The organism is Nitratireductor lacus (assembly GCF_056431025.1).
The window spans coordinates 27,021-50,935 of sequence record NZ_JBWKMB010000005.1; the positions used below are offsets into that span (position 1 = coordinate 27,021).

Here is a 23,915-nt window from a genome sequence, read left to right on the forward strand (position 1 = left end):
AGAGCCAGAGCCAGAGCCAGAGCCAGAGCCAGAGCCAGAGCCAGAGCCAGAGCCAGAGCCAGAGCCAGAGCCAGAGCCAGAGCCAGAGCCAGAGCCAGAGCCAGAGGTCGAAGAACCGGACGCAGCGCCCGCGACCCCTTCTCCCCGCAAGCGGGGAGAAGGTGAGGATGAGGGGCAGCGCGACGCTGACGAGATCACGCCCGCCGTCGAAGCCGCGCCGACACCCTCGAGCGACGACGCCCGCCCCTCATCCGATCCTTCGGACCACCTTCTCCCCGCTGGCGGGGAGAAGGAAGCGGAGCCTGTCATTGAGGTTGCGGAAGAGACCGTTGCCGACGAAGCCCCGGAGCCGAAGGCCGAAGAACCGGACGCGATGCCCGTGACCCCTTCTCCCCGTGAACGGGGAGAAGGTGAGGATGAGGGGCAGCGCGCCGCTGACGATATTACGCCCGTCGCCGAATCCGCGCCAGCCGCTGCCACAGGCAAGATCGCCGTCTCCAAAGCAGTCGAGCGCGTGGAAGAGAAGGCTCCAGAGGCAGAAGCACCGCAGCCGCGCAAGCCATGGTTCCAGCGTCTGCGCGAGGGGCTGTCGCGCTCATCGCGCGAACTGCGCGATTCCATCGCCGGCGTGTTCACCAAGCGCAAGCTGGACGACGACACGCTTCAGGACCTGGAAGACGTTCTGCTGCGCGCCGATCTCGGTCTTGAGACCGCGATGCGCGTCACCGATGCGCTGGCGTCGGGCCGCTACGGCAAGGATGTGTCGGGCGAGGAAGTGCAGGCCGTTATGGCCGAGGAAATCGAGAAGGTGCTGGCGCCGGTCGCCATGCCGCTCGAACTCGACCTGTCGCACAAGCCGCATGTCATCCTCGTGGTCGGCGTCAACGGCACCGGCAAGACGACCACCATCGGCAAACTCGCCGCAAAGCTCACCGAGGGCGGGCTTAAGGTCACGCTGGGCGCTGGCGACACGTTCCGCGCCGCTGCCATCGAACAGCTCAAGATCTGGGGCGAGCGCACCGGCTCGCCGGTCGTTTCCTCAAAACTTGGCGCGGATGCGGCGGGCCTTGCCTATGATGCCTATGAAAAGGCGAAGGAAGCCGGCTCCGACGTGCTGATCATCGACACCGCCGGCCGGTTGCAGAACAAGGCCGAGCTGATGGCCGAGCTTGAGAAGATCGTGCGGGTGCTCGGCAAGCATGATCCCGATGCGCCGCACACTGTCCTCCAGACGGTCGACGCGACCACCGGGCAGAACGCCCTTAATCAGGTCGAAATCTTCCGCAATGTTGCGGGCGTGAACGGCCTGGTCATGACCAAGCTCGACGGCACGGCGCGCGGCGGTATCCTTGTTTCCATCGCCGCCAAGCACAAGCTGCCGGTCTATTTCATCGGCGTCGGCGAGCAGGTCGACGATCTCGAACCCTTCTCGGCGAGTGATTTCGCCAAAGCGATTGCAGGAGTGCAGTAAGCGTGAGCGAGAAACACATCTTTGAACGCGATCCCGCCGATCCCAGGCGCAAGGAGATCAACCCGATCCTCAAGCTGGCGCTGGAGCTGGGGCCGCTCATGGTGTTCTTCTTCGCCAATTCGCGCGGCGAATGGCTGGCCGGGCGCTTTCCCGCTCTTGGGGAGCTGGGCGGGCCGCTTTTCGTGGCGACTGCGCTCTTCATGGCTGCCACGGCCATTGCGCTCACCGTTTCGTGGATCCTTACGCGCACCCTGCCCATAATGCCGCTCGTTTCAGGCGTGGTGGTGTTCGTGTTCGGCGCGCTGACACTCTATCTGCACAGCGAAATCTTCATCAAGATGAAGCCGACCATCGTCAACACGCTGTTCGGCGCGGTGCTTCTGGGCGGTCTCGCCTTCGGCAAGTCGCTGCTTGGCTATGTGTTCGATTCCGCCTTCAAGCTGGATGCGGAAGGCTGGCGCAAGCTCACCCTGCGCTGGGGCCTGTTTTTCATCTTTCTGGCGGTGGTCAACGAGGTGGTGTGGCGGATGTTCTCCACCGACACCTGGGTCGCCTTCAAGGTGTGGGGCATCATGCCGATCACCATCCTCTTCACGATGAGCCAGATGCCGCTGATCATGAAACACTCGCTGGAAGAGCCCACGAAGTAAGCTATCCGGACGCATCCCGCCTTGCGGCGGCGATGGCGTCGTCCAGCCGGCTGTAGAACCGGAGTGCGGGTGGCCGCATCCCATGGGTGCGCAGCAATTTGCGCACCGGCTGGCTCGCCCCCACGAGATAGACATTCGTTCCCTGCTGGCGCGCCTTGCGCACGAAACCTTCAATGGTTGCAGCCGCTGTGGAATCGAGAAAACTCACCGAGCCGATGTCGATGACATAGGCTTTCGGCTGACTGCCGATCCGGTCGAGCGCCGCTCCCACCGCAGCCGCTGCGCCGAAGAAGAACGCGCCGGCAATGCGATAGACAACCACATCGTCATCCGTCGCGTTCGCCGCCGAATAGGGGCCTTCGCCACTGTCTGGCTGGTCGGTCAGCGATGAAACGCCATGCTCCACGCGCACCGCTTCCGACATGCGGTGCAGAAAGAGCAGCGCGCCGAGGCCGAAGCCGACCAGAATCCCCTCCGTCAGGTCGCGGAACACCACCAGCAGGAACGTCACCAGAAGCACGAACGCATCGCCCCACGAGGAGCGTAGCAGCGCGGCGAACTGATGCTTCTCCGCCATGTTCCACGCCACCACTGCCAGAATGGCGGCAAGGGCTGAAAGCGGGATGAAGCGCGCCAGCGGCGCGGCCACCAGCATGAACGCCAGAAGAAACAGCGAATGCAGCATGCCCGAAACAGGGCCGCGTGCGCCAGCCCGCACATTGGCTGCCGTGCGCGCAATGGTGCCCGTCACACAGAAACCGCCAAACAGCGCCGAACCGATATTGGCTGCGCCCTGCGCCACGAGCTCGCTGTTGGAGCGGTGCCGGCGGCCGGTCATGGAATCGGCCACCACCGCCGAAAGCAGGCTCTCAATGCCGCCCAGAAGCGCAAACGAGAAAGCGGCGGGCAGAACCGCCATGATCTTTTCGGTGCTCAGGTCCGGCAAATGCGGAGCAGGCAGCATCTGCGGAATGCCGCCGAACCGCGAGCCGATGGTTTCCACCGGCAGACCCAGCGCCCATGCGACAAGCGTGGCCGCCACCACGGCGATCAGAAAGCCCGGCCAGTGCGGCCGCCAGCGGCGCAGCCCGACGATCACCGCCACCGAGCCAAGCGCCAGCAGAAGTGCTGCGGCGTTCACCGTCGGCGCGGCTTCCGCCAGCGCCTGCAGTTTGGGAATGAAAGGCCCGGGCTCCGCGCCCGTCAGCGCCAGGCCGAAGAAATCCTTGAGCTGGCTCGTCAGGATGATGACGGCGATGCCCGAGGTGAAGCCCACCGTGACCGGGTAGGGCACATATTTAATGAAGGTGCCGAGCCTCAGGAGACCAATGGCAAGCAGAATGAACCCGGAGAGGAAGGTGGCGAGGATCAGCCCGTCAATGCCGTGCACCTGCACCGTGGCGAAAACGAGCACGATGAACGCGCCCGCCGGGCCACCGATCTGGAAACGGCTGCCGCCAAGCGCTGAAACCAGAAACCCGCCCACAATGGCGGTGTAAAGCCCGCGCTCCGGCGGCACGCCGGAAGCGATGGCGATGGCCATCGACAGCGGCAGCGCGATGATCGCGACGGTGAGGCCGGCAACGATGTCGGCCTTGAGCGCGGCAGGGCCATAGCCCTCGCGCAGCACGGTCAGCAGTTTGGGGGTGAAAAGAGCAGTGAAACCGGGGCGCGTGGCGCTCGCCTGCATGGGAAAGCCTCATACCATCGGCATCGGTAGGCCGTCGGCGTCTTGCAGGCGGTCGCCGTTGCGTTCTCATCGTTCCCGCAGTTCCGGACGCAAAACCGGTTTCCACTTTTGCTGGAACTGCGTTGTCTCAGACGGTTTTCGCCTTTGCCGGGGTTGGCTCTCTGAAGCGTACACCACGTCCGGTGCCGTGGCTGGGTGCATGGTCACCGATCAGCTCGATGCCGGCTGCCCCCAGCGCCTCGACCACCTTGGAAAGCGTGTCGACCACACCACGCACATTGCCTTCGCTTGCCTCCATCCTCTGGATGGTCGGCAGGGAAACGCCCGAAAGCTCGGCCAGCTGCTTCTGGTCGATGCCCAACAGGGCTCGGGCGGCGCGCATCTGTGCTGCGGTTATCATTGGCGCTCCGTCTTTGAGTGTATATAAAGTCTTTTAGTGTTGATGTCTAGGACATCAATATTGATGGTTTTAGAAGGATCAAACGCCGAAGAAGCCGATGACCCCGCCCATGATGAGTGCGACACCCAGCCAGTGGCCGGCGTCGATCAGCGTCAGGTCCCAGCCAAAGCCTTCATAGCGCTGGTTGACAGCCACGGTCGTGGCCATGAAGCCGAGCCAGATGAAAGCACCGGAGACAACGCCGTTCCACAAGGTCACCTGCCCGGCGCCCAGATGGCCGATCACGCCGGCCAGCACCCATGCCATGATCAGTTCGGCGGCGAAGGAGGTGATAAAGAGCGATGGCTCCATCTTCGCTTCTTCCGGCTTGATGCGTGCGGCCTTCATCCATGGTTTTCCGAGCGTGCCATAATAGACGGAGCCGAAGATGAATGCCGCCACCGCGGCGGCGAGGATGGCGAGATAGTTGAGACCGGCGAAATCCATCTTATCCTCCTCGGGTGTGCTGGATGGTGGATTGAACCCGCACCCCGGTATGCGGTCAAGCGAATTGCCAGACCGTTGTGCGCTTCACCTCCGCGTCTTCCAGTGCGCGGGTCACGGGTACGATATAGCTCGCCAGTTCGGTGAGGCGTGTGCGCGGCAGGTAGCTGCGGCCGGGGTCGCCGACAATGACCGTCGAGCCTGCTTCTGACAGGCGGTCGAGCCATGGCACCAGCGTGTCGGTCATCGCACGGTCGTAGAACACGTCGCCGGCAAGCACCACATCCCACTCGCCCGTAGTGCCGGTGAGGTCGTTCTGCGTGGTTTCAAACGTCACATCGTTTGCCGCCATGTTCAGCGCACAGGCCGGTGCGCTGAACGGGTCTATGTCCGCTGCCAGAACGCCTTTCGCGCCAGCCTTCACGGCGGCGATGGCGACAAGCCCGGACCCCGTGGCGAAGTCGAGCACGGTTTTCCCGCGCACGGTTTCGGGGTGATCGAGAATGTAGCGCGAAAGCCCCTGACCACCCGCCCATGCGAAGGCCCAGAAAGGGGGCGGCAGGCCGATCTCTGCAAGCTCCTCCTCCGTGCGTTGCCACAGATCATGCGCCTCATCGGCCAGATGGAGCGCGATTTCCGGCACATGCGGCGGGCGTATCAGCGCCGTGTTGGCGCGGATGAACGCCGCCGCATTGTCCGAGGTGATGCGCCGCACGGGGAAAAGGCTCAGGGTGCCTTGTCGAGGCCGCCCATGCGGCAGATTTCGGCCCATTCGTCCGGCCGCACAGGCTGCACGGAAAGCCTGGAATTGTTGACCAGGATCATCTCCGAAAGATTCGGATTGGCCTTGATCTCGGCCAGCGTGACCGGGTGAGGGATGTCCTTGACGGCGCGAATGTCCACGCATTCCCAGCGCGGGTCATCCGTCGTGGTGTCGGGATGCGCCAGCGCGCACACTTCCACGATGCCAACCACGGAAGTTTCCTTGACCGAGTGATAGAAGAAGCCGAGATCGCCGAGCTTCATCTCGCGCATGTTGTTGCGTGCCTGATAGTTGCGCACGCCGTCCCACTGCTCGCCTTCTGCGCCTTTTTTCTTCTGCATTTCCCACGACCAGGTGGAAGGCTCGGATTTGAACAGCCAATAGGCCATCACGCATTCTCCGGATTGTTGAAGACCCAGTTCCAGGCCCGTATTTCAACGGATTCGAACAGGCCCGCAAGAGCATAGGGGTCCGCTGCAGCGATCAGTTTCGCTGCTGCCTGGTCCTCGGCCTCCACTGCAACAAGGCTGCCGCAGGGCTTGCCTTCATCGTCAAGGAATGGCCCTGCGAATTTCAGCGCGCCGTTTTCGTTGAGCCCGTTGAGATAGCTTACATGTTCGGGCCGTGTGCTCATGCGCGTTTCCAGATGGCCAGGTTTGTCCCGGCAGATGATGGCGAAGATCATGCGTTTCCCCTTTTGTCAGGTTTCGCTTTTTAGCGGACGTGAAAGCAGAGCTTCCATGGCAGCCTGCACAGTCAGCCTGCCTTTGAGAAGCTCTGTCACGCTTTCGATAATCGGTGCTTCGAGGCCGCGTTCGCGCACGATGCGCGCGGCGATGCCCGCCGTATGTGCGCCTTCGGCAAGCGGCCGGCCTTCAAGGCTCTCGCCGCGACCGAGCGCTGCTCCATAGGCAAAATTGCGCGATTGCTCCGAGCCGCAGGTCAGGATCAGGTCACCGAGACCGGAAAGCCCCATCAGCGTGTCGGGCCGCGCTCCGAAGGCCTCGCCGATGCGCCGCAGCTCCACGAAACCACGCGTGATGAGCGCTGCCGATGCGCTGGCGCCGAGCCCGGCTCCGTGTGTGGCGCCGGCGGCGATGGCCAGAACGTTCTTCAGCGCACCGCCGATCTCCACGCCGGTCAGATCGTCGGTCGAATAGCAGCGCAGGCGCGGCGCGGAGAGCTGTTCTGCCAGTGTCACCGCCAGATCGGTATTTTTTGCCGCCACCGTCACGGCGGTCGGCAGACCGCGCGCCAGATCGCTGGCAAAGCTCGGCCCGGAAAGGGCGGCGACCGGGTTTTCCGGCAGGATCTCGGAGGCGATTTCGGACATGAGCCTGCCCGTCTCGCGTTCGATGCCCTTGGCGCATAGCACGATGGGGATGCCCTTCGGCACATGCGGGCCGGCATCGGCAAGAACCACCCGCAGGGTCTGTGCAGGCGTCACGGCAAGAATGCAGTCGGCATTCTTGAGTGCATCCTCCATGCTGCTCGTTGCAACAAGCTGCTGATCAAGCATCAAGCCGGGCAGATAGCGTTCGTTGATGTGATCGGCATTGATCGCCTGTGCCAGCGCTTCGTCGCGCGCCCACAGTCTGGCGCGGTGCCCGCCTGTGAGCATGGTCGCGCCCAGCGCCGTTCCCCACGCACCCGCACCCAGAACGGCGATGATCCATGGTTTTCTCATGCCTTGGCTCCCCGTTTGCCCGCGCCGAAGAGTGGGGCCGATGCCTGATCAAGCGGCCAGCGTGGGCGCGGAGCGAAACCGAGGGTCTCCTCTTCTTCAAGGCCTGCTTCCAACCGTTCCAGACCGGCCCAGGCGATCATCGCGGCATTGTCACCGCACAGGCGCAGGGGCGGGGCGATGAGCTGGAAGCCGGCATTCCCGCACCGTGTATTGAGTGCCGTGCGGATCGCCTGATTGGCCGCAACCCCGCCTGCCACCACAAGGACCGGAGTTTCGAGATCGGGGTGCGTCTCGCGGAAGCGTGCAAGACTTCGCGCCACCCGGTCGGCCAGCGTCTCGGTCACGGCCTGCTGAAACGAGGCGCAGATGTCGGCAATGTCTCGTTCGCTGAGCGGTGCAAGCGCGGTGGCTTCCCGCCTCACCGCTGTCTTGAGACCGGAGAAGGAGAAATCAGGCCTCGCTTCGCCCTTGAGCGGACGCGGAAAGGCGAAACGTTCCGGGTCGCCATCCGCTGCCGCCTTTTCCACGCTCGGGCCACCGGGGTAGGGCAGGCCGAGGAGCTTGGCTGTCTTGTCGAATGCCTCGCCCAGCGCATCGTCTATGGTGGAGGCCCAGCGCTGATAGCGCCCGACGCCCTCCACATACACGATCTGCGTGTGCCCGCCTGAGACGAGCAGAAGCAGATAGGGAAATTCGATTCCGTCGGTCAGCCGGGCGGTCAGCGCATGGCCTTCCAGATGATTGACCGGAACAAGCTTCTTGCCGCTCGCCGCCGCGATCGCCTTCGCGGTGGTCAGGCCGACGATCAGCCCGCCGATAAGGCCGGGTCCGGCCGTCGCGGCGATGGCGTCGATCTCGTCAAGCGAGAGGCCGGCTTCATCGAGTGCGGCTTTCACCACACCGTCGAGCGCTTCCACATGGGCGCGCGCGGCGATCTCCGGCACCACGCCGCCAAAGGCGGCATGGTCGGCAATCTGGCTCAGAACCACATTGGACAGGATTTTGGTGTCGTTGCCCGATTTTTCGATCACGGCCGCTGCCGTCTCGTCGCAACTCGTCTCGATGCCAAGGATGCGCGTCATTCAGACTTACCCGCTCATGTTGCCGTCGCAGCCAATCCCCGTTAGGGGTGTGGTGCATCCGGTTCGGATGCGGGTTAGCACGGACGTGACGGCATGCAAACTGATGTGGTGAAGATCGGCACGCGCGGAAGCGCGCTCGCAGTCGCTCAGGCGGCAGAGGTGCGTGCGCGCCTCATGGCGGCGCATGGCCTGCCAGAAGAGGCGTTCGAGATCGTCGTCATCTCCACCTCCGGCGACCGCATTCAGGATCGCCCGCTCTCGCAGGCCGGCGGCAAAGGGCTTTTCACCAAGGAAATCGAGGAAGCCATGCTCGATGGCCGCATCGATCTGGCCGTGCATTCCTCGAAGGACATGCCCACGGTTCTGCCTGATGGTCTGGAAATCTCTGCCTTTCTGGAGCGCGAGGATGTCCGCGACGTTTTCATCGGCCGCTCCATTGCAAAGCTCGAGGATCTGCCGCGGGGCGCAAAGCTCGGCACCTCGTCGCTGCGCCGTCAGGCGCTGGTTCTTCGTCTTCGCCCCGATCTCGACGTTGGCATGTTCCGCGGCAATGTGCAGACGCGTCTGCGCAAGCTGGAGGAAGGCGTTGCCGAGGGCACGCTTCTGGCGCTTGCCGGGCTCAACCGGCTCGGCATGCCGCATATAGCGACCGAGGTGATGGACCCCGAACGTTTTCCGCCGGCGCTGGGCCAGGGCGCGATCTGCATCGAAAGCCGCATCGGTGATACGCGCATCGGGCCGATGATCGCCGCGATCCATCATGCCGAAACGGGTGACGCGCTGCTTTGCGAACGCGCTTTTCTCGGTGCGCTCGATGGATCGTGTCGCACGCCCATCGCGGGCCTTGCCCGCATAGAGGGCGACAGGCTGCGCTTTTCGGGCCTGATCCTCACGCCCGATGGCCGTGAGACCCATGAGATCGCAACTGAAGGCCTGGCAGCGGATGCCGTGCGCCTTGGGGCGGACGCGGGGGCGGAGATCCGCGAGAAGGCTGGCACGCGGTTCTTCGATAGCTGGCAGTAAGATGCGGCGGGTGCTGGTCACGCGCCCGGAGCCGGGCGCTTCGGAAACGGCAGCCAGGCTCGTTGAGATGGGGTTCGAGCCACTCGTCCTGCCGCTCACGGAAACCGTGCCGCTTCACCCCACCATTTCCACCGGGAGTGTGGATGCTGTGGCTGTCACCAGCCCCAACGCCATCCGCCATGCACCGCAATCCATCTTCGACGCTTTGAGAGGTAAACCCGTCTTTGCCGTGGGTCGCCGCACGGGTGACGCAGCGCGTGCTGCCGGGCTCAATGTGGTCGATGACGAGGCGGGCGATGCTGGGCGGCTGGCGGCGCGCATGGATGCCGCTTTCAAAGTCCCCAGCCATGTGACGGTGCTTTGTGGGCGGGTGCGCCGTGACGTGCTCGAAACGCGGCTTCTTGAGGCCGGACACAGGCCACGCCTTATCGAGATCTACGACACTCTGCCGTTGACGCCGACCGACGATGAAGTGCAGGCGCGTCTTGGCGATCGTCCTGTCGATCATGTGCTTGTCTATTCGGCCAATGGTGCAGCACGGCTTTCCAGTCTCCTGGAACGTCCTGTTCTTCAGCATCGCTTTCACGGTGCGTGCTTCTACGGCCTTTCTTCGCGGATCGCCGAGGCTTTGAGGGTGGAAGCAGGGCTGGAGGTGGCTGTCGCCGATTTCCCGTCGGAAGACAGGCTCCTGGCCCTGCTGCCGGTTGTCAGGGGTTAGAATTTTCTGGCGACTGTCAGGTTGACCGTACGCCGGTCTCCATAGAAGCAGTCGCCTCGTGCAAGGCAACTCGACACATAGGTCTTGTCGAACAGGTTGCGCGCGGCCAGCGTCACATCCCAGTCTTCGGTTTCATACCCGATCATGGCGTCTGCCAGCAAAAACGGGTCGGTGCTCAGGCCGTCTGCGCCATCCCAGGTCTTGCCGATGTAGCGGAGACCAAGGCCCGCCTTGAAGCCTTCCCACTCTCCCATTGGCCGGTAGCTTGCCCATGCCGAGGCCATGTGGTCGGGCACCGCGCTCAGTCTGTGGCCGGTTTCACTGCGGGTGTCGAGATAGGTGTAGTTGGCGAGCAGTTCGAAATCACGCCACCTGGTGCGTGCTTCGAGTTCCAGGCCGCGAATGCGCGCTTCGCCGAGCTGAACCCTGTTCAGCGGGTTGGCGGGATCCGAAACGAGCATGTTTTCCTGATTGATCTGGAAGACGGACGCGGTGAACAGGGACGGGGTGCCGGGTGGCTGATATTTCAGGCCGACCTCGAACTGGCGTCCGCGCAGCGGCTTGTACGCCTCGCCGTAGAAGTTTGTGCCGGTGACCGGCTTGAAGGATTCGCTGTAGCTGACATAGGGGGCCAGACCGTTGTCGAATTCATAGACAAGGCCGAAGTCCTTCGAGAGTTCACCGTCACTGTTGCCGGCGGCATCGCGCACGGAATCGTAGCGCAGGCTCGCCGAGGCGATCCACCCGTTTCCGAACCTGATCTGATCGCTGAGGTAGATACCGGTCTGGCGTGTTGTGGCCGGATCGAAATCGAAATAGGCGAGACCGGAAGGCAGGTTTCCATAAACAGGGTCGTACAGGTCGATCTGTCCACCAGTCCCATAGAAATAGTCGTTCTCGGTGGTGGCCCTCTGGTAGTCGAGGCCGAGGGTGAGACGGTGAGCGAACGCGCCGGTGTCGAACTCGGCCTTCGCATGTGTGTCGGCCGTGAAGACCTGCGCGCTGGCGTCACTCGCATAGGCGACACGGTTCAGCGTACGCCCGTCTGGATTGATGACGGGCGGAAAGGCAGCGTAGATGCTGTCATACTGCGCCTCGCTGTCGCTGTAGCGCATGCGGGCGCTGACACTCCAGGTTTCGTTGAAGCGGTGATCGAAGATCGCGGTGATCGCCGCCTGTTTCGTGTCGTACCGGTCCCAGCCCGGTTCTCCCACAAAGCGGTTCGTGGGGATGGGGCCATTGGGGGCCGGAAGCAGGGTTCCCTGCCAAGGGAAAAACTGGTTCGTGGGTGCGGATTTGTTGCGCTGCAGATTGGCAAGCAGCGTCAGGCTGGTGTCTTCGGTCGGCTGCCGTGTGATCGAGGGGGCGAACGCATAGACATCGTCGGGAACGAAATCGACCTGGGTGTTGCTGTCTCGCCAGACACCGACCATGCGATAGAGGAGAGTGGCGTTCTCATCGATCCTGCCCGTTAAGTCTATGCCGACTTCCTTGCGATTGTGACTGCCGTAGGAAGCGAAAATCTCACGCCGGGTCTCCTCCTTCGGTAACTTGCTGACAAGGTTGACGATGCCGCCGGGCGAACCCTGGCCGTAGAGAACCGACGCCGGACCTTTCAGAACCTCGACGCGTTCGAGCATGAAAGGATGAGGACGGGTGTTGTTGTAGCTGCCAAACTGGCGCTTCAGCCCGTCGCGGTAATCTTCCGGCTCCAGACCGCGAATGCGCGCCCAATCACCACGGGTGTCGAAGCCGAACGCTGCGCCATACACGCCGGCGCTATAGGTGAGGGCGTCCTGAACATTCTGGACGCCCTGATCGGCCATCAACTGCTCGGTGACGACCGAGACCGATCGTGGTGTCTCAAGGATCGGCGTATCGCTTTTCGTCGCGGTCGTGCTGTCCTGAGCGATGGTCGGCCCTCTCTGTCCGCCCGTGCCCAGCGCATCTCCCTCAACGACCAGTCGATCCAGATGGGTCGTTTCCTGTGCGCTGGCCAACTGGCTGGTGAGCGCAGCCCCAGCCAAAGTAATCCAGAATCGTAATGCCATTGTTGAATCTCCAGCCGGCTGTTCGCAAAATGACTGCGCCTGGCCGCTGCTGGGATCGGCAGTCCCGCACGTCACTATTTAATATGATTATATTTATCAAGTTATAGATCTTCACTTTTCGGCGTGTGTTGCGCGGGCAGCACAACTTTTTATTGAAGAGGCTGTGTGGGGTGCTTTAAAGACGCGCTCTCTTTTGTCGCTGCCCCTGTTTTCACCACATCCGGGTGTGATAGGAACTTATATGCACTGCACATAGTGCAGGAACCGCCTTTTGCAGTGGAGTTGCCCGATGGTCAAAACGCCGAGAACGCGTCATTCCAAATCCCAGAAGGAGCCGGTGACGATCGATCTGGATCCCGATCAGGTGAAGCGGGAGGCGGTAGACAGGCCTGACGCATCCGGCGAGACAGGCAGACAGACGGCCAGGCCGGAAGCGCAAAAACCTGCTGAAGCGAAACCGGAGACGGCGAAGGCTGAAGCGGCTGCAAAGTCCACCGGTTCGGACGCGTCCAAAGGCGAGACGGCCACAACCGGGTCCAGGGCTAAACCTGCGTCGAAGGAGGCCGGCTTCGGGCGTGACGCAAAGACGGGCGATGCCGGTGCGCGTAACGACGATTCTGCCACGAAATCCGAGAAGTCTGAGGCCTCCGCCCGTGCGCCGGCCAAAAACGGCGGCGGGGCCGGTCGGGCGCTTGCCGGCGGTGTTGTCGGTGGTGTCGTGGCGCTTGCTCTTGCCGGCGGCCTGCAGTGGGCGGGTATCCTGCCAGCTCCGGAGAGAGGGAGCGATGCGGTCGACCCTGGGGTCGAGGCATTGCGCCAACAGGTGAGCGCGCTTGAGAGCAGGTTGAACGAACAGCCTGCCGCCGGCGGCGATGGCGAAGCGCTTGAAACCGCATTGAGCGAGGCCCGGGAGCGCGCCGGCGCGACCGAGCAGCGCCTGGCCGAACTGGGCAACGAGATCACGGCGCTGCGTGAAACGATCTCGTCAGGCGAAGCCGGCGAAGGTCCGGGGCTCGAAGCGCTCTCCCAGAGGCTCGCGGCGCTTGAAGAGCAGACACAGAGCCTTTCTTCTGATGGTGATGCCGGTGCGGCGCTGGAGGGCGTGACCTCGCGGCTTTCCGCCATGGAGACGAGCATTCAGGGCGCATCCGAAGCGGCCCGCGCGGCCAGCCAGTCAGCGTCCGATAATGCAACGGTTCTTTCCACGCTCAAAAGCGAACTCGATGCATTGAAAGCGCAGGTCGCCGAAGAGGGCGATACGCCGCGCATGGCGCTTGTCATCGCCGCGACGACGCTCAAATCGGCTGTTGAGCGTGGCACACCCTATGCGAGCGAACTCGAGACCTACACCACGATTGCCCCGGAGGGCGAGGCCGAGGCGCTCGCGCCGCTTGAGGCGAATGCGGCAAGCGGCGTGCCGAGCCGCGCCACGCTTGCTGCCGAGGCGCCCGAAGTGGCGAGCCGCATCGTCGCCGCGGTCACGCGCCAGACCGATGAAGGCGAGGGTGGCATCATCGACAGCCTGATGGCGAGCGCCCGTTCGCTCGTGGTGGTGCGGCCCGTGGGCAGCGTCGAAGGCGATGGGCCGGATGCGATTGCCGCTCGAATGGAAGCGGCGGTTGTCGCAAACGATTATGAAAAGGCACTTGCCGAATACGAGACGCTGCCGGAAGCTGGCAAACAGGCTGCGGCCGATTTCGCCGAGAGGCTCCGTGCCCGTCAGGCCGCCGACCAGATATTGAACAGAGCGCTCGCCGACGCGCTGAAGGGGGCATAAGCGCAGATGTTCCGAATTCTTTTCTACCTTGTTGTTGTCTTCCTGCTGGGGCTGGGCTTTGCCTGGCTGGCCGAGCGCCCTGGCGATCTTGTCGTCACCTTTGCGGGCTATCGCTACGAGGTTTCCCTCATGGTGGCTGCGGTTGCCATCGTTGCCATCGTCGCGGCGGTGATGATCCTTTGGTGGCTGATCCGCAGCATCTGGACGAGCCCCTACACCGTTGCCCGGTATTTCCGCGTGCGCCGCCGCGATCGCGGCTATCAGGCGCTCTCCACCGGCATGATTGCCGCTGGCGCCGGCGATGGCGGCCTTGCAAGACGCATGAGCCAGCAGGCGGCCAAGCTCATCTCTTCAGATCAGGAACCGCTTATTCACCTGCTCGATGCTCAGGCAGCGCTTCTCGATGGCGACCGGCAGGCGGCGCGCGACAAGTTCACCTCCATGCTCGACGATCCCGAAATGCGCCTTCTGGGGCTGCGCGGGCTCTACCTCGAAGCCGAGCGACTGGGTGAACGCGAGGCCGCGCGTCACTATGCCGAGCGTGCGGTGGAGAATACACCGCAGCTCGAATGGGCGGTGAATGCCGCACTTGAGGGCAAGACCGGCGAGGGTGACTGGGACGGAGCGCTGAAGCTGCTCGACAGCCGCAAGGCGACCGGCAAGGATGCGCGCGAGAGCGTCGCCAGCCGTCGTGCCGTTCTGCTCACGGCCAAGGCCATGGACGTGCTCGACGCCGATCCGCAGGCTGCCCGCACCACGGCTCTGGAAGCGCACAAGCTGCGACCGGATTTCGTGCCGGCGGCTGTGACGGCGGCCAGGGCGCTCTTCCGCCAGAACGAGCTGCGCAAGGGGTCCAAGGTCCTTGAAACCGTCTGGAAAAAGGAACCGCATCCCGAGATCGCCGACGCGTATATCCATGCGCGCCCCGGCGATTCCACACAGGACAGGTTGGCGCGCGCCAAAAAGCTTCAGTCGTTAAAGCGCAACAATGTGGAATCGGCGCTGGTCGTCGGTCGTGCCGCCCTTGATGCGGGCGAATACAGGCTGGCACGCGAATCCTGCGAGGCCGCCGCCCGTCTCGGGCCGCGCGAAAGCGTCTATCTGCTCATGGCCGACATCGAGGAAGCCGAGACCGGGGATCAGGGCCGCGTGCGCCAGTGGCTGGCAAAGGCGCTGCGTGCGCCACGCGATCCCGCCTGGGTGGCCGATGGCTATGTGGCCGAGCGCTGGGCGCCGATCTCGCCCGTCACCGGCAAGCTCGATGCCTTCGAGTGGCGCATGCCGATGGAACGGCTGGCACAGGTGGTGGAAGGCGAGGAGGACTTCTCGCCGGCTCCCGCCATCGCCGCACCGAAGGGTGGAGAAGACGCGCCCGATCCGGCCGAGGCGGAAACCGAACCGGTGGTGATCGAGACCGAGCCCGTCAAGATCGAAGCGCCGAAAGACGAGAAGCCGGGTGACACCGACGCCGCCGGGGACGCGGTGACGAAGCCGGAAAAGCCCGAGCCGCCTGCGGAAACGGCGCCAGTCAACGGGCAGAAGGCAGCGTCCGCAAAGAAGGATGATCCCGCCAAACCGCCACTGCCCGATGATCCCGGCGTAGACCCCGACGACAAGGAGAGCTCGACGCAGAGCCCCTTCCGCCTATTCTAAGTCTGAGACATGGCGATTCGCCCCGGGCTCGCCCGGGCCGCTCCGGGGCGGATCGCTCCCCCAGTTGACCCGAACCGCAGGCGCTCATGTTCGACAGTATCCTGTCCTTTCTGAAAGACCTTCCAGGCAACAGCCGGCAATCGACCTTGAATCCGGAAGATGACCCGCGCGTGGCTGCTGCAGCACTCCTGTTTCACGTGCTCGATGCCGATGGTATCCGCGAGGCATCCGAAGTCGAGAAGCTCAAGGAAACCCTGTCCAGCACCTACGATGTGACGGGTGCGGAACTCGAGAAACTTCTCAGGGCCGGGGAGAAGGCCGAGCAGGAGGCGATCGACCTTTATGCCTTCACCAGCGTCCTGAAACGGCATCTGGACGCGGATGCGCGCAAGGCCTTCATCGGTCTGATGTGGGGTATTGTCTTTGCCGATGGCGAGCTGCACGAACTGGAGGACAACCTTGTCTGGCGCGTGGCCGAGCTTATCGGCGTCGACAACCGGGACAGGGTGATCCTGCGTCAGGAAATGCAAGAGAAGTACGCCAAGAGCTGACCGCCATGGAGATCGACCCGAGCCGCAGGATTTTGATCGTTCTGCATCAGGAAACCTCGAGCGCGGGGCGTGTCGGCCAGGTGTTGCAGGCAAGCGGCTTCTCGCTGGATATCCGCCGCCCGCCGCTGGGCCACACCTTGCCTGAAACTCTTGAAGGCCACGCGGGCGTGGTGATGTTCGGTGGCCCGATGAGCGCCAACGATCATGATGATTTTGTAAAGCGCGAGACCGACTGGCTCGCCGTTCCACTGCGGGAGAACAAACCTTTTCTTGGCATCTGTCTCGGGGCGCAGTTGCTGGTGAAGCACCTGGGTGGGCATGTGAAGAGCCACGATGACGGGCTGGTCGAGATCGGCTGGTATCCGCTGCGCGCCACGGAGGCGGGCCGCAAGCTCCTGCACTGGCCCGAAATGGTCTATCAGTTTCACCGCGAAGGCTTTTCGCTGCCGAAGGATGCCACGCTTCTCGCCACCGCCGAGCATTATCCGAACCAGGCTTTCCGCTATGGCGAAAATGCGTGGGGTGTTCAGTTCCATGCCGAACTCACACGCGCCATGATGCAGCGCTGGGTGGTGCGCGGTGCGCATCGTTTCGTCATGCCGGGTGCTCAGCAGGGGCGCGATCATCTGGGCGGGCGGCTCATCTGGGACCGGCATCTGAAACAGTGGCTGGCGGAATTTCTGGAACTGATTTTCGGGCGCGAATGCGCCGGAACGCTTCAGACAGGAGACGAAGCGAAGGGGCAGCATCCCGTGGGCCGGCGTATGGTCGGGCGCAGGGGCGTGGCCTGATGGAAGCGCAGTAGTCTGTCAGTGTCGGCGCGAAAGCTCCCGCGTGGCCGCTTCCAGCCCGGCGAGCGTCATCGGGTACATGCGACCAGAGAAAATCTCCTGCAGCATCTGGATCGAGTGCGTGTAGCGCCAGTGCTTTTCCGGAACCGGGTTCAGCCACGCCGCATTTGGCCATTGCTGGAGAACGCGGTTCAGCCACACATGGCCTGCTTCCTCGTTCCAGTGCTCCACCGAGCCGCCCGGATAGGCAATCTCGTAAGGGCTCATCGAGGCGTCGCCGACGAAAATCACCTTGTAGTCAGGCCCGAATTTGTGGAGCACATCGAAAGTGGGGGTCACTTCGGAATAGCGTCGGCGGTTGTCCTTCCACACGCCTTCATAGAGGCAGTTGTGGAAGTAGAAATATTCCATGTGCCTGAACTCGGCGCGGGCTGCTGAAAACAGCTCCTCGACGATGCGGATGTGATCGTCCATCGAGCCGCCCACATCGAAGAACATCAGGAGCTTCACCGCGTTGCGCCGTTCCGGCCGGGTTTTCACATCCAGATAGCCGTGTTCGGCGGTGGCCTGAACAGTGCCGGGAAGATCGAACTCCTCTTCCGCGCCCTCGCGCACCCAGCGGCGTAGCCGCTTCAGAGCAACCTTGATGTTGCGCGTGCCCAGTTCCACCGCATCGTCGAAGTTCCTGAACTCGCGCCTGTCCCACACCTTCACCGCGCGGCGGTGGCGCGATTCATGCTGGCCGATCCGCACGCCTTCCGGATTGTAGCCATAGGCGCCGAAGGGCGAGGTGCCGGCGGTGCCGATCCACTTGCTGCCGCCCTGATGACGGCCCTTCTGCTCGGCAAGACGCTCCTTTAGCGTCTCCATCAGCTTCTCGAATCCGCCCATGGCCTCGACAAGCTTCTTCTCTTCTTCGCTGAGGTGCTTTTCGGCCAGTCTGCGCAGCCATTCCTCGGGGATCGCCTGCGGGTCCACACCTTCGCCACCCGACACCGCTTCGACACCCTTGAAGACGTGTGAGAACACCTGGTCGAAGCGGTCGATATGCCGCTCGTCCTTCACCAGCGCGGCGCGGGCGAGATAATAGAACGCCTCTACATCATGGGAGACAAGCTCCTTCTCCATCCCCTCCAGCAGTGAAAGAAATTCGCGCAGCGAAACGGGAACGCGCGCGGCTTTCAGCTCGAGGAAGAAGGGAATGAACATTGCTTACTTTCGCTGGTACTTGATGAACGGCGTCAGTTTAGCAATGCGGTCATAGAGCTTGCGCGCGGTTTCGTTGAAGTCCTGCGTCATCCAGTAGACATTTGCAGCGCCAGCCCCGTCCGCCTTTTCGTAGACAGCCTCGATCAGCGCCCGACCGATGCCCTTTCCGCGCACGGCGGAGTCGGCGTAGAGATCCTGCAGATAGCAGTTGTTGCCCACCGTCCAGCAGGTGCGGTGGAGCATGTAATGGACAAGGCCGACAGGCTTTCCATCCACCTCGGCGATCAGGCCATTGGGTTCGTATTCGCCATCATCGAAGAGCCGCTTCCAAGTGGTCGCATAAACCTCTTCGGGCACGCTCGTCTTGTAGAATGTCAAATAGTCCGTCCAGAGCCGGCGCCATTCGGCTTCGTCGGTTTTTGCGAGCGGGCGGATGGTGATGTCGGTCATGGTGTTCTCCCTCTTCTCCGCGGCACTGTCGGGCCGTGGCCGCGTTTCTGGCAAGGGCCAGGAAGGCGCAGGCTTTGCGCCTATTGCCGCCGCGCCATGAAGGCGAGTTTCTCGAAGAGGTGAACGTCCTGCTCGTTTTTCAGGAGGGCCCCATGCAGACGGGGCAGGGCGTTCTTTGCTTCGCCGCGCAGGTCCTCCGGTGCCACATCGTCTGAAACCAGAAGCCTGATCCAGTCCAGTGCCTCGGAGGTGGACGGCTTCTTCTTCAGCCCCGGTACCTCGCGGATTTCATAAAACTGGCTGAGGGCCGCTGAAACCAGGTTCTTCTTGATGCCGGGATAGTGAACCTCGACAATGTCGGCCAGCGTCTCGGCATCGGGAAAGCGGATATAGTGGAAGAAGCAGCGGCGCAGAAAGGCGTCGGGCAGCTCTTTCTCATTGTTCGACGTGATGATGACGATGGGGCGGTGGATCGCCCGCACTGTCTCACCGGTCTCGTAGACGAAGAACTCCATCTTATCGAGTTCCTGCAACAGGTCGTTGGGAAACTCGATATCGGCCTTGTCGATCTCGTCGATCAGGAGCACGGTCTTGCGGTCTGCCGCGAAGGCTTCCCACAGTTTTCCGCGCCTGATGTAGTTCTTGATGTCGTTGAAGCGCTCGTCGCCGAGCTGGCTGTCGCGCAGGCGCGAGACGGCGTCGTATTCGTAAAGACCCTGCTGCGCGCGTGTGGTGGATTTGACATGCCATTCGATCAGATCAAGCCCGAGAGCTGCCGCCACCTGCTTGGCAAGCTCGGTCTTGCCGGTGCCGGGTTCGCCTTTCACCAGAAGCGGGCGCTCCAGCGCGATTGCCGCGTTCACGGCCACCATCAGATCCTTGTCGGCGACGTAATCCGCCGTGCCTTCAAAACGCATGCGCATCAGTCCTTGCGGTGTTGTTCCAGCTCAAAATTTGAGCGCGACCCTATTGGGTGAATTTTGCTGGCGCAAGTGCGCGAATGCCTCTGGCGAAGCAGGGGACGGAAGACTATATTGGTGCTGCGGTCTGCGCTTCCCGACAGGAATCTAATTCCCCGGGGCCTTATCGATCCTTAAGGGAGCTGTCCCTGGTCTCGCCCGTGGGCTTGGCTACACGGCGCCCACCTACTTTGTAGGTTCCCGGGATCGTGTATTCCATCGGTCGCCGTGGATCGCCACTCTTTCCCTTTGCTCTCTGCGGTTTGCCTGATTATCGTCGCGTGATGTCGAGACACGCCACACACCATTCCGCATGAGCACTTCCCGCGATTTGAAAAAAGAACTCCGTGCCGCTGCGCTTGCGCGCCGCGACGCGCTGGATGCCGCGTGGCGCGTGGATGTGGGGCAGCGGCTTGCCACCCATGCGGATGCGCTGGCGCCTTCGTCGGGGGGCGTGGTCTCCGGCTTCTGGCCGATGCGCTCGGAGATGGACGTGCGTCCGCTGATGACCGCACTTGCCGCGCGTGGTGCCCGCATTGCGCTGCCGGCCATTCTCGACAAAACCACTATCGTTTTCCGCGAATATCTGCCCGGTGTGCCGATGGTCGATATGGGGTTCGGAACCATGGGCCCGGATGAAGAAGCAGCGGTGCTCGATCCCGATGTGATGCTGGTGCCGCTCGCGGCCTTCGATGCACGCGGCCATCGCATCGGCTATGGGGCGGGCTATTATGATCGCGCCATTGCGCGGCTGAAAGAGAAAGACCGCGCGCCACGTCTGATCGGAATCGCTTTTGCCTGCCAGGAGGTCGAGCGAGTGCCCGACGAGGCGCATGACCAGCCTCTTTACGAGATCCTAACCGAAACAGGCATGCGGCGTTTCAATGGCGGGTAGGGGCATTTGCGCTTTTCACCAGTGCCAGACTTATTCTAGAAGCGGCGCATGAGATTTTTGTTTCTTGGCGATATGGTCGGCCGTGCCGGCCGCACGGCGGTCTGGGAAAAGCTCCCCGGCCTGATTTCCGATTTCCGGCTGGATTTCGTTGTGGTGAATGGCGAGAACGCGGCGGGCGGTTTCGGCATCACCGAAGAGATTTTCCGGGCTACGCTCGATGCCGGCGCCGACGTGGTGACGACAGGCAATCATGTCTGGGACCAGCGCGAGGCGCTGACTTTCGCCCCGCGCGAGGAGCGCTTCCTGCGGCCGGCGAATTTTCCCAAGGGCACGCCGGGCCGGGGGTCGGGTGTCTACATCGCGCGCAATGGCGCGCGGGTTCTGGTGTCCAACATCATGGGCCGGGTCTTCATGCATCCCGAGCTCGACGATCCCTTCGCCTGCGTTGAAGATGTGCTGGCCGCCTGTCCGCTGGGCGAGCAGGCCGATGCCGTCATTCTCGATTTTCATGCCGAGGCCACGTCCGAGAAGATGTGTTTCGGTCACTTCGTCGATGGGCGGGCGAGCCTCGTCGTGGGCACGCACACGCACCAGCCGACGGCGGATCACCAGATCCTCAACGGCGGGACGGGCTATCTCTCCGATGCCGGGATGTGCGGCGATTACGATTCCTCGCTTGGCATGGACAAGGAAGAACCGCTGAACCGCTTCACCGCAAAAGTGCCCAAGGGGCGCTTCGAGGCGGCGTCCGGCCCTGCCACCATTTGCGGTGTCGCACTGGAGATTTCCGACCGCACCGGGCTTTGCGAGAAGATCGCGCCGCTGCGGCTCGGTCCCCGGCTTGAGGAAACCGTTCCCGTCTTCTGGCGTTGACGCCTGGAGCGTGCACGCATAACTCTGCGAAACGCTATATTTTGAACAATTGCCAGCGAGGGGTGCTGCAATGGAATGGCTTGCCGGTCACTTCGAGTTTGTCTCCAATCCGGAAGCCTGGGTCGCGCTTGTGACCCTGGTGGTGCTTGAGATCGTTCTCGGCATCGACAATCTGATCTTCATCTCCATCCTGACGAACAAGCTGCCGCAGGAGCAGCAGGCGCGGGCACGGCGCATCGGCATCAGCGCGGCCCTGATCCTGCGATTGGCGCTGCTCGCCACCATTTCCATTATCGTGCAGCTCACCGAGCCCGTGTTCGAACTGTTCGGCCACGGATTCTCGTGGCGCGACCTGATCCTGATCGCCGGCGGCCTCTTCCTCGTCTGGAAGGCCACGAAGGAAATTCACCATTCGGTCGATCCCGACGACGGCAAGGAAAACATGATGGGCAAGGTCACGATGACGGCTGGGGCGGCCATCGTTCAGATCCTGCTTCTCGACCTGGTGTTCTCGATCGATTCCATCATCACCGCCGTCGGCATGACGGATGAGATCGCGATCATGTTCATTGCCGTCATCTCGGCCGTGACCGTGATGCTGATCGCTGCCGAGCCGCTGTCGCGCTTCATCGCAGCCAACCCGACCGTGGTCATGCTGGCGCTCGCCTTCCTGCTGATGATCGGCATGACGCTGATCGCAGACGGCATGGGCTTCCATGTGCCCAAGGGCTACATCTACGCCGCCATGGGCTTCTCGGCGCTGGTGGAGGGGCTCAACATGATGGCGCGGCGCAAGAGGACACGCGAAAAGGCGCTGGCGGAAGGTTCGGCCGAATAGAGCAATTCCAGGAAAAGTGGAAACCGGTTTTCCGTTCGGAATTGCGAACAAAAAACAAGATGGAGAGTGTCTGCAATTCAACGAAAAGCGGACACGCTCCAGGCCGCGTTACACGCCGTCCAGGATAACGATGGTCGGTCGCCGTGGCAGGTTATCCAGCGCCACGGTGATCGTCCGTCCCTCGCGGAAATCCAGTTCGAACCCACCGCCCATTCTGCTTGTGAAGGCGCTGAGCGGCGTCGAATGCCGGTGCATCGGCAGGATGACCGACGAGGAAAGCCGGCGCGCGATCTCGCTCATCCCGTCGAGCGATAGCGTCAGCCCGCCGTCGACGGGCACCATCACGACGTCGAGCCTGCCGATTGCCGCATAGTGGCTGTCGTCCAGCCTGTGGTGCAGATGGCCCAGATGCCCGATGCACAGGCCCGCCACCTCGAAGATGAAGATGGAGTTGGCGTCCGGCTCCATCGTGCCATAGCGGTGGATGTCGGTGGTCACGTTGCGGATATAGACGTCTTCCACGAGAAGTGAGTGCCGGGCTGGCCCGCCTTCCGGGTTCCAGCCCGGCAGCACATGCTCGATGGCCGGGTCGGGATTGCGGGTGAAATGCGTGCCGTGCGCCTTGTTCATGGTGACGACACGCGGCACCGGACTGGCACCATGGGCACCCGAAAAATCGGTGGCGATGGTCACGCCGGCGGGCGTCTCGATGATGTAGGTGGAGTGTCCCGCATAGGTGATGTCAACCGGTTCGGCGCTTGCAGCGGTGGGGGTGGCAAACGAGGCGTAGATCACGCCGGGCGCGGCCTGTGCCATGGCAAGGCAGGTGCTTGGCCGTTCGCTTTGCGCCCAGGCGGCGGCCAGCGGTGCGAGCAGAAATGTCAGTAAGCTTGCGGTCAGTCGGAAGGCATTCATCTGCATCTCCCGTGTGAGCAGGGGGCGATGGTACGGCAAAGCGCGGCAATGCGCCACGTTTGGCTGCCGGCGGTTCTGGACGTTGGCCGGCATTTTCACTATAAGGCGGCGTTATTCCGTTGCATTCAAAAGACCGTGAGAAGGAGCCCCATGGCCGGTCATTCCCAATTCAAGAACATCATGCACCGCAAGGGCCGGCAGGATGCCGTTCGCTCGAAGATGTTTTCCAAACTGGCGCGCGAAATCACCGTCGCTGCCAAGATGGGACTGCCCGACCCGGCGATGAACCCGCGCCTGCGCCTGGCCATCCAGAACGCCAAGGCCCAGTCCATGCCGAAGGACAACATCGAGCGCGCCATCAAGAAGGCGGCAGGCGGCGATGCGGAAAACTATGACGAGGTGCGCTATGAGGGCTACGGCCCGGGTGGCGTCGCAGTGATCGTCGAGGCTCTGACCGACAACCGCAACCGCTCTGCCTCCAACATTCGCGCCGCCTTCACCAAGGCCGGCGGATCGCTCGGCGAGACTGGCTCGGTGGCGTTCATGTTCGACCGCGTCGGAGAGATCATCTATCCGGCCGACAAGGGCGATGCCGACACCGTGATGGAAGCCGCCATCGAGGCTGGCGCCGAAGATGTCCAGTCGGATGAGAACGGTCATGTCATCACCTGTGCCTTCGAGGACATTGGCGATGTCACGACGGCGCTGGAAGCCTCGCTGGGCGAGGCCGAATCCGTCAAGGCGATCTGGCGCCCGCAGACCGGCACGCCCGTCGATGAAGAGCGTGCGCAGTCGATCCTCAAGCTGGTTGCCACCCTTGAAGACGACGATGACGTGCAGAACGTCTACGCCAATTTCGAGGTGGATGACGAAACGCTCGCAAAACTCAGCGCGGCCTGATTGCGCTTCTGCCGGGCATGGATGTCCGGCAGAGCCCGCTGGCGAATGGCTGGACCGCTTCAGCGTTTCGAGGAATCGACAATGCG

At 62.8% G+C, this 23,915-nt stretch carries 25 protein-coding genes and 1 other RNA gene; 13 read left to right on the top strand and 13 right to left on the bottom strand.

Features of this window, described 5'->3' with window-relative positions; all coding sequences use genetic code 11:
* Both ftsY and AC07E3_RS05540 read left to right on the top strand, forming a co-directional pair.
* The coding region (ftsY, locus tag AC07E3_RS05535) for a signal recognition particle-docking protein FtsY (RefSeq protein WP_478360553.1) at positions 1-1,471 on the top strand (1,471 nt) is incomplete at its 5' end.
* Between the two features lie 2 nt (positions 1,472-1,473).
* On the top strand, positions 1,474-2,121 hold the full coding sequence (locus AC07E3_RS05540) for a septation protein A (protein WP_478360554.1): 648 nt from the start codon (positions 1,474-1,476) through the stop codon (positions 2,119-2,121).
* Between the two features lies 1 nt (position 2,122).
* On the opposite strand, the gene AC07E3_RS05545 is transcribed toward AC07E3_RS05540, so the two are convergent.
* From AC07E3_RS05545 to tsaD, 8 genes are all read right to left on the bottom strand, one after another.
* Positions 2,123-3,811 carry a SulP family inorganic anion transporter gene (locus AC07E3_RS05545; RefSeq protein WP_478360555.1) on the bottom strand — a complete coding sequence of 563 codons (1,689 nt, stop codon included), beginning with the start codon at positions 3,809-3,811 and terminating at the stop codon, positions 2,123-2,125.
* Between the two features lie 127 nt (positions 3,812-3,938).
* Positions 3,939-4,211: a helix-turn-helix domain-containing protein gene (locus tag AC07E3_RS05550; RefSeq protein ID WP_025031833.1), complete on the bottom strand. Its 273-nt coding sequence runs from the start codon at positions 4,209-4,211 to the stop codon at positions 3,939-3,941.
* Positions 4,212-4,289: 78 nt separating this feature from the next.
* Positions 4,290-4,697, bottom strand: a complete 408-nt coding sequence (locus AC07E3_RS05555; protein WP_336070212.1) for a DUF1761 domain-containing protein — start codon at positions 4,695-4,697, stop codon at positions 4,290-4,292.
* Between the two features lie 55 nt (positions 4,698-4,752).
* Positions 4,753-5,466 carry a class I SAM-dependent methyltransferase gene (locus tag AC07E3_RS05560; protein WP_478360556.1) on the bottom strand — a complete coding sequence of 238 codons (714 nt, stop codon included), beginning with the start codon at positions 5,464-5,466 and terminating at the stop codon, positions 4,753-4,755.
* Positions 5,421-5,846: an EVE domain-containing protein gene (locus AC07E3_RS05565; RefSeq protein WP_478360557.1), complete on the bottom strand. Its 426-nt coding sequence runs from the start codon at positions 5,844-5,846 to the stop codon at positions 5,421-5,423. Before AC07E3_RS05565 ends, AC07E3_RS05560 begins: the two co-directional genes overlap by 46 nt.
* The gene (locus tag AC07E3_RS05570) at positions 5,846-6,142 is read right to left on the bottom strand and encodes a YciI-like protein (RefSeq protein ID WP_478360558.1); all 297 of its coding nucleotides are present in this window, start codon (positions 6,140-6,142) and stop codon (positions 5,846-5,848) included. The genes AC07E3_RS05565 and AC07E3_RS05570 overlap by 1 nt, the downstream gene beginning before the upstream one ends.
* Positions 6,143-6,157: 15 nt before the next feature.
* Positions 6,158-7,144, bottom strand: coding sequence for an NAD(P)H-dependent glycerol-3-phosphate dehydrogenase (locus AC07E3_RS05575; protein WP_336070220.1), 987 nt, complete (start codon positions 7,142-7,144; stop codon positions 6,158-6,160).
* Positions 7,141-8,226, bottom strand: a complete 1,086-nt coding sequence (gene tsaD, locus AC07E3_RS05580) for a tRNA (adenosine(37)-N6)-threonylcarbamoyltransferase complex transferase subunit TsaD (protein ID WP_478360559.1) — start codon at positions 8,224-8,226, stop codon at positions 7,141-7,143. Before tsaD ends, AC07E3_RS05575 begins: the two co-directional genes overlap by 4 nt.
* Before the next feature lie 93 nt (positions 8,227-8,319).
* On the opposite strand from tsaD, the gene hemC reads away from it, so the two are divergent.
* Together hemC and AC07E3_RS05590 are read left to right on the top strand one after the other, a co-directional pair.
* Complete coding sequence (hemC, locus tag AC07E3_RS05585; RefSeq protein WP_478360560.1) at positions 8,320-9,249, top strand: hydroxymethylbilane synthase; 930 nt, start codon at positions 8,320-8,322, stop codon at positions 9,247-9,249.
* Position 9,250: 1 nt separating this feature from the next.
* Positions 9,251-9,967, top strand: coding sequence for a uroporphyrinogen-III synthase (locus AC07E3_RS05590; RefSeq protein WP_478360561.1), 717 nt, complete (start codon positions 9,251-9,253; stop codon positions 9,965-9,967).
* On the opposite strand, the gene AC07E3_RS05595 is transcribed toward AC07E3_RS05590, so the two are convergent.
* A complete protein-coding gene (locus AC07E3_RS05595; protein ID WP_478360562.1) occupies positions 9,964-12,018 on the bottom strand; it encodes a TonB-dependent siderophore receptor in 2,055 nt (684 codons plus the stop codon). The genes AC07E3_RS05590 and AC07E3_RS05595 overlap by 4 nt on opposite strands.
* A 289-nt stretch (positions 12,019-12,307) precedes the next feature.
* Here AC07E3_RS05595 and AC07E3_RS05600 point away from each other — a divergent pair, with 289 nt between their 5' ends.
* From AC07E3_RS05600 to AC07E3_RS05615, 4 genes are all read left to right on the top strand, one after another.
* Entirely contained in the window at positions 12,308-13,795 is a 1,488-nt protein-coding gene (locus AC07E3_RS05600) for a COG4223 family protein (protein ID WP_478360563.1), read from the top strand.
* 6 nt (positions 13,796-13,801) lie between these two features.
* A complete protein-coding gene (locus AC07E3_RS05605) occupies positions 13,802-15,448 on the top strand; it encodes a heme biosynthesis HemY N-terminal domain-containing protein (RefSeq protein ID WP_478360564.1) in 1,647 nt (548 codons plus the stop codon).
* A gap of 86 nt (positions 15,449-15,534) precedes the next feature.
* Positions 15,535-15,999: a tellurite resistance TerB family protein gene (locus AC07E3_RS05610; protein ID WP_478360565.1), complete on the top strand. Its 465-nt coding sequence runs from the start codon at positions 15,535-15,537 to the stop codon at positions 15,997-15,999.
* Positions 16,000-16,004: 5 nt separating this feature from the next.
* On the top strand, positions 16,005-16,790 hold the full coding sequence (locus AC07E3_RS05615) for a glutamine amidotransferase (RefSeq protein WP_478360566.1): 786 nt from the start codon (positions 16,005-16,007) through the stop codon (positions 16,788-16,790).
* Positions 16,791-16,808: 18 nt separating this feature from the next.
* On the opposite strand, the gene AC07E3_RS05620 is transcribed toward AC07E3_RS05615, so the two are convergent.
* The 3 genes from AC07E3_RS05620 to AC07E3_RS05630 all read right to left on the bottom strand — a co-directional run bounded on the left by AC07E3_RS05620 (position 16,809) and on the right by AC07E3_RS05630 (position 19,366).
* The gene (locus AC07E3_RS05620; protein WP_478360567.1) at positions 16,809-17,999 is read right to left on the bottom strand and encodes a vWA domain-containing protein; all 1,191 of its coding nucleotides are present in this window, start codon (positions 17,997-17,999) and stop codon (positions 16,809-16,811) included.
* 3 nt (positions 18,000-18,002) lie between these two features.
* Positions 18,003-18,449, bottom strand: a complete 447-nt coding sequence (locus AC07E3_RS05625; protein WP_478360568.1) for an N-acetyltransferase family protein — start codon at positions 18,447-18,449, stop codon at positions 18,003-18,005.
* 80 nt (positions 18,450-18,529) lie between these two features.
* Positions 18,530-19,366 (bottom strand): AAA family ATPase, encoded by an 837-nt coding sequence (locus tag AC07E3_RS05630; RefSeq protein ID WP_478360569.1) that lies wholly within the window; start codon positions 19,364-19,366, stop codon positions 18,530-18,532.
* 124 nt (positions 19,367-19,490) lie between these two features.
* Here AC07E3_RS05630 and ssrS point away from each other — a divergent pair.
* The 4 genes from ssrS to AC07E3_RS05650 all read left to right on the top strand — a co-directional run bounded on the left by ssrS (position 19,491) and on the right by AC07E3_RS05650 (position 22,014).
* Positions 19,491-19,647, top strand: a non-coding RNA gene (gene ssrS / locus AC07E3_RS05635) — 6S RNA.
* Positions 19,648-19,721: 74 nt separating this feature from the next.
* A complete protein-coding gene (locus AC07E3_RS05640) occupies positions 19,722-20,303 on the top strand; it encodes a 5-formyltetrahydrofolate cyclo-ligase (RefSeq protein ID WP_478360570.1) in 582 nt (193 codons plus the stop codon).
* A gap of 48 nt (positions 20,304-20,351) precedes the next feature.
* Positions 20,352-21,176 (top strand): TIGR00282 family metallophosphoesterase, encoded by an 825-nt coding sequence (locus tag AC07E3_RS05645; protein WP_336070244.1) that lies wholly within the window; start codon positions 20,352-20,354, stop codon positions 21,174-21,176.
* A 70-nt stretch (positions 21,177-21,246) separates the two neighbouring features.
* Positions 21,247-22,014, top strand: coding sequence for a TerC family protein (locus AC07E3_RS05650; RefSeq protein ID WP_065818130.1), 768 nt, complete (start codon positions 21,247-21,249; stop codon positions 22,012-22,014).
* A gap of 108 nt (positions 22,015-22,122) precedes the next feature.
* On the opposite strand, the gene AC07E3_RS05655 is transcribed toward AC07E3_RS05650, so the two are convergent.
* Complete coding sequence (locus AC07E3_RS05655) at positions 22,123-22,929, bottom strand: MBL fold metallo-hydrolase (protein ID WP_336070245.1); 807 nt, start codon at positions 22,927-22,929, stop codon at positions 22,123-22,125.
* Positions 22,930-23,079: 150 nt separating this feature from the next.
* Between AC07E3_RS05655 and AC07E3_RS05660 the strand changes: the two genes are divergently transcribed.
* A complete protein-coding gene (locus AC07E3_RS05660) occupies positions 23,080-23,829 on the top strand; it encodes a YebC/PmpR family DNA-binding transcriptional regulator (protein WP_065818132.1) in 750 nt (249 codons plus the stop codon).
* Positions 23,830-23,915 lie beyond the last annotated feature (86 nt).

Coding starts and splice junctions, on each gene's coding strand:
- AC07E3_RS05545 (WP_478360555.1), bottom strand. CDS start 3,811: ATGCAGGCGAGCGCCACGCGCCCCGGTTTCACTGCTCTTTTCACCCCC.
- AC07E3_RS05550 (WP_025031833.1), bottom strand. CDS start 4,211: ATGATAACCGCAGCACAGATGCGCGCCGCCCGAGCCCTGTTGGGCATC.
- AC07E3_RS05555 (WP_336070212.1), bottom strand. CDS start 4,697: ATGGATTTCGCCGGTCTCAACTATCTCGCCATCCTCGCCGCCGCGGTG.
- AC07E3_RS05560 (WP_478360556.1), bottom strand. CDS start 5,466: ATGGGCCGAAATCTGCCGCATGGGCGGCCTCGACAAGGCACCCTGAGC.
- AC07E3_RS05565 (WP_478360557.1), bottom strand. CDS start 5,846: ATGGCCTATTGGCTGTTCAAATCCGAGCCTTCCACCTGGTCGTGGGAA.
- AC07E3_RS05570 (WP_478360558.1), bottom strand. CDS start 6,142: ATGATCTTCGCCATCATCTGCCGGGACAAACCTGGCCATCTGGAAACG.
- AC07E3_RS05575 (WP_336070220.1), bottom strand. CDS start 7,144: ATGAGAAAACCATGGATCATCGCCGTTCTGGGTGCGGGTGCGTGGGGA.
- tsaD (WP_478360559.1), bottom strand. CDS start 8,226: ATGACGCGCATCCTTGGCATCGAGACGAGTTGCGACGAGACGGCAGCG.
- hemC (WP_478360560.1), top strand. CDS start 8,320: ATGCAAACTGATGTGGTGAAGATCGGCACGCGCGGAAGCGCGCTCGCA.
- AC07E3_RS05590 (WP_478360561.1), top strand. CDS start 9,251: ATGCGGCGGGTGCTGGTCACGCGCCCGGAGCCGGGCGCTTCGGAAACG.
- AC07E3_RS05595 (WP_478360562.1), bottom strand. CDS start 12,018: ATGGCATTACGATTCTGGATTACTTTGGCTGGGGCTGCGCTCACCAGC.
- AC07E3_RS05600 (WP_478360563.1), top strand. CDS start 12,308: ATGGTCAAAACGCCGAGAACGCGTCATTCCAAATCCCAGAAGGAGCCG.
- AC07E3_RS05605 (WP_478360564.1), top strand. CDS start 13,802: ATGTTCCGAATTCTTTTCTACCTTGTTGTTGTCTTCCTGCTGGGGCTG.
- AC07E3_RS05610 (WP_478360565.1), top strand. CDS start 15,535: ATGTTCGACAGTATCCTGTCCTTTCTGAAAGACCTTCCAGGCAACAGC.
- AC07E3_RS05615 (WP_478360566.1), top strand. CDS start 16,005: ATGGAGATCGACCCGAGCCGCAGGATTTTGATCGTTCTGCATCAGGAA.
- AC07E3_RS05620 (WP_478360567.1), bottom strand. CDS start 17,999: ATGTTCATTCCCTTCTTCCTCGAGCTGAAAGCCGCGCGCGTTCCCGTT.
- AC07E3_RS05625 (WP_478360568.1), bottom strand. CDS start 18,449: ATGACCGACATCACCATCCGCCCGCTCGCAAAAACCGACGAAGCCGAA.
- AC07E3_RS05630 (WP_478360569.1), bottom strand. CDS start 19,366: ATGCGTTTTGAAGGCACGGCGGATTACGTCGCCGACAAGGATCTGATG.
- AC07E3_RS05640 (WP_478360570.1), top strand. CDS start 19,722: ATGAGCACTTCCCGCGATTTGAAAAAAGAACTCCGTGCCGCTGCGCTT.
- AC07E3_RS05645 (WP_336070244.1), top strand. CDS start 20,352: ATGAGATTTTTGTTTCTTGGCGATATGGTCGGCCGTGCCGGCCGCACG.
- AC07E3_RS05650 (WP_065818130.1), top strand. CDS start 21,247: ATGGAATGGCTTGCCGGTCACTTCGAGTTTGTCTCCAATCCGGAAGCC.
- AC07E3_RS05655 (WP_336070245.1), bottom strand. CDS start 22,929: ATGAATGCCTTCCGACTGACCGCAAGCTTACTGACATTTCTGCTCGCA.
- AC07E3_RS05660 (WP_065818132.1), top strand. CDS start 23,080: ATGGCCGGTCATTCCCAATTCAAGAACATCATGCACCGCAAGGGCCGG.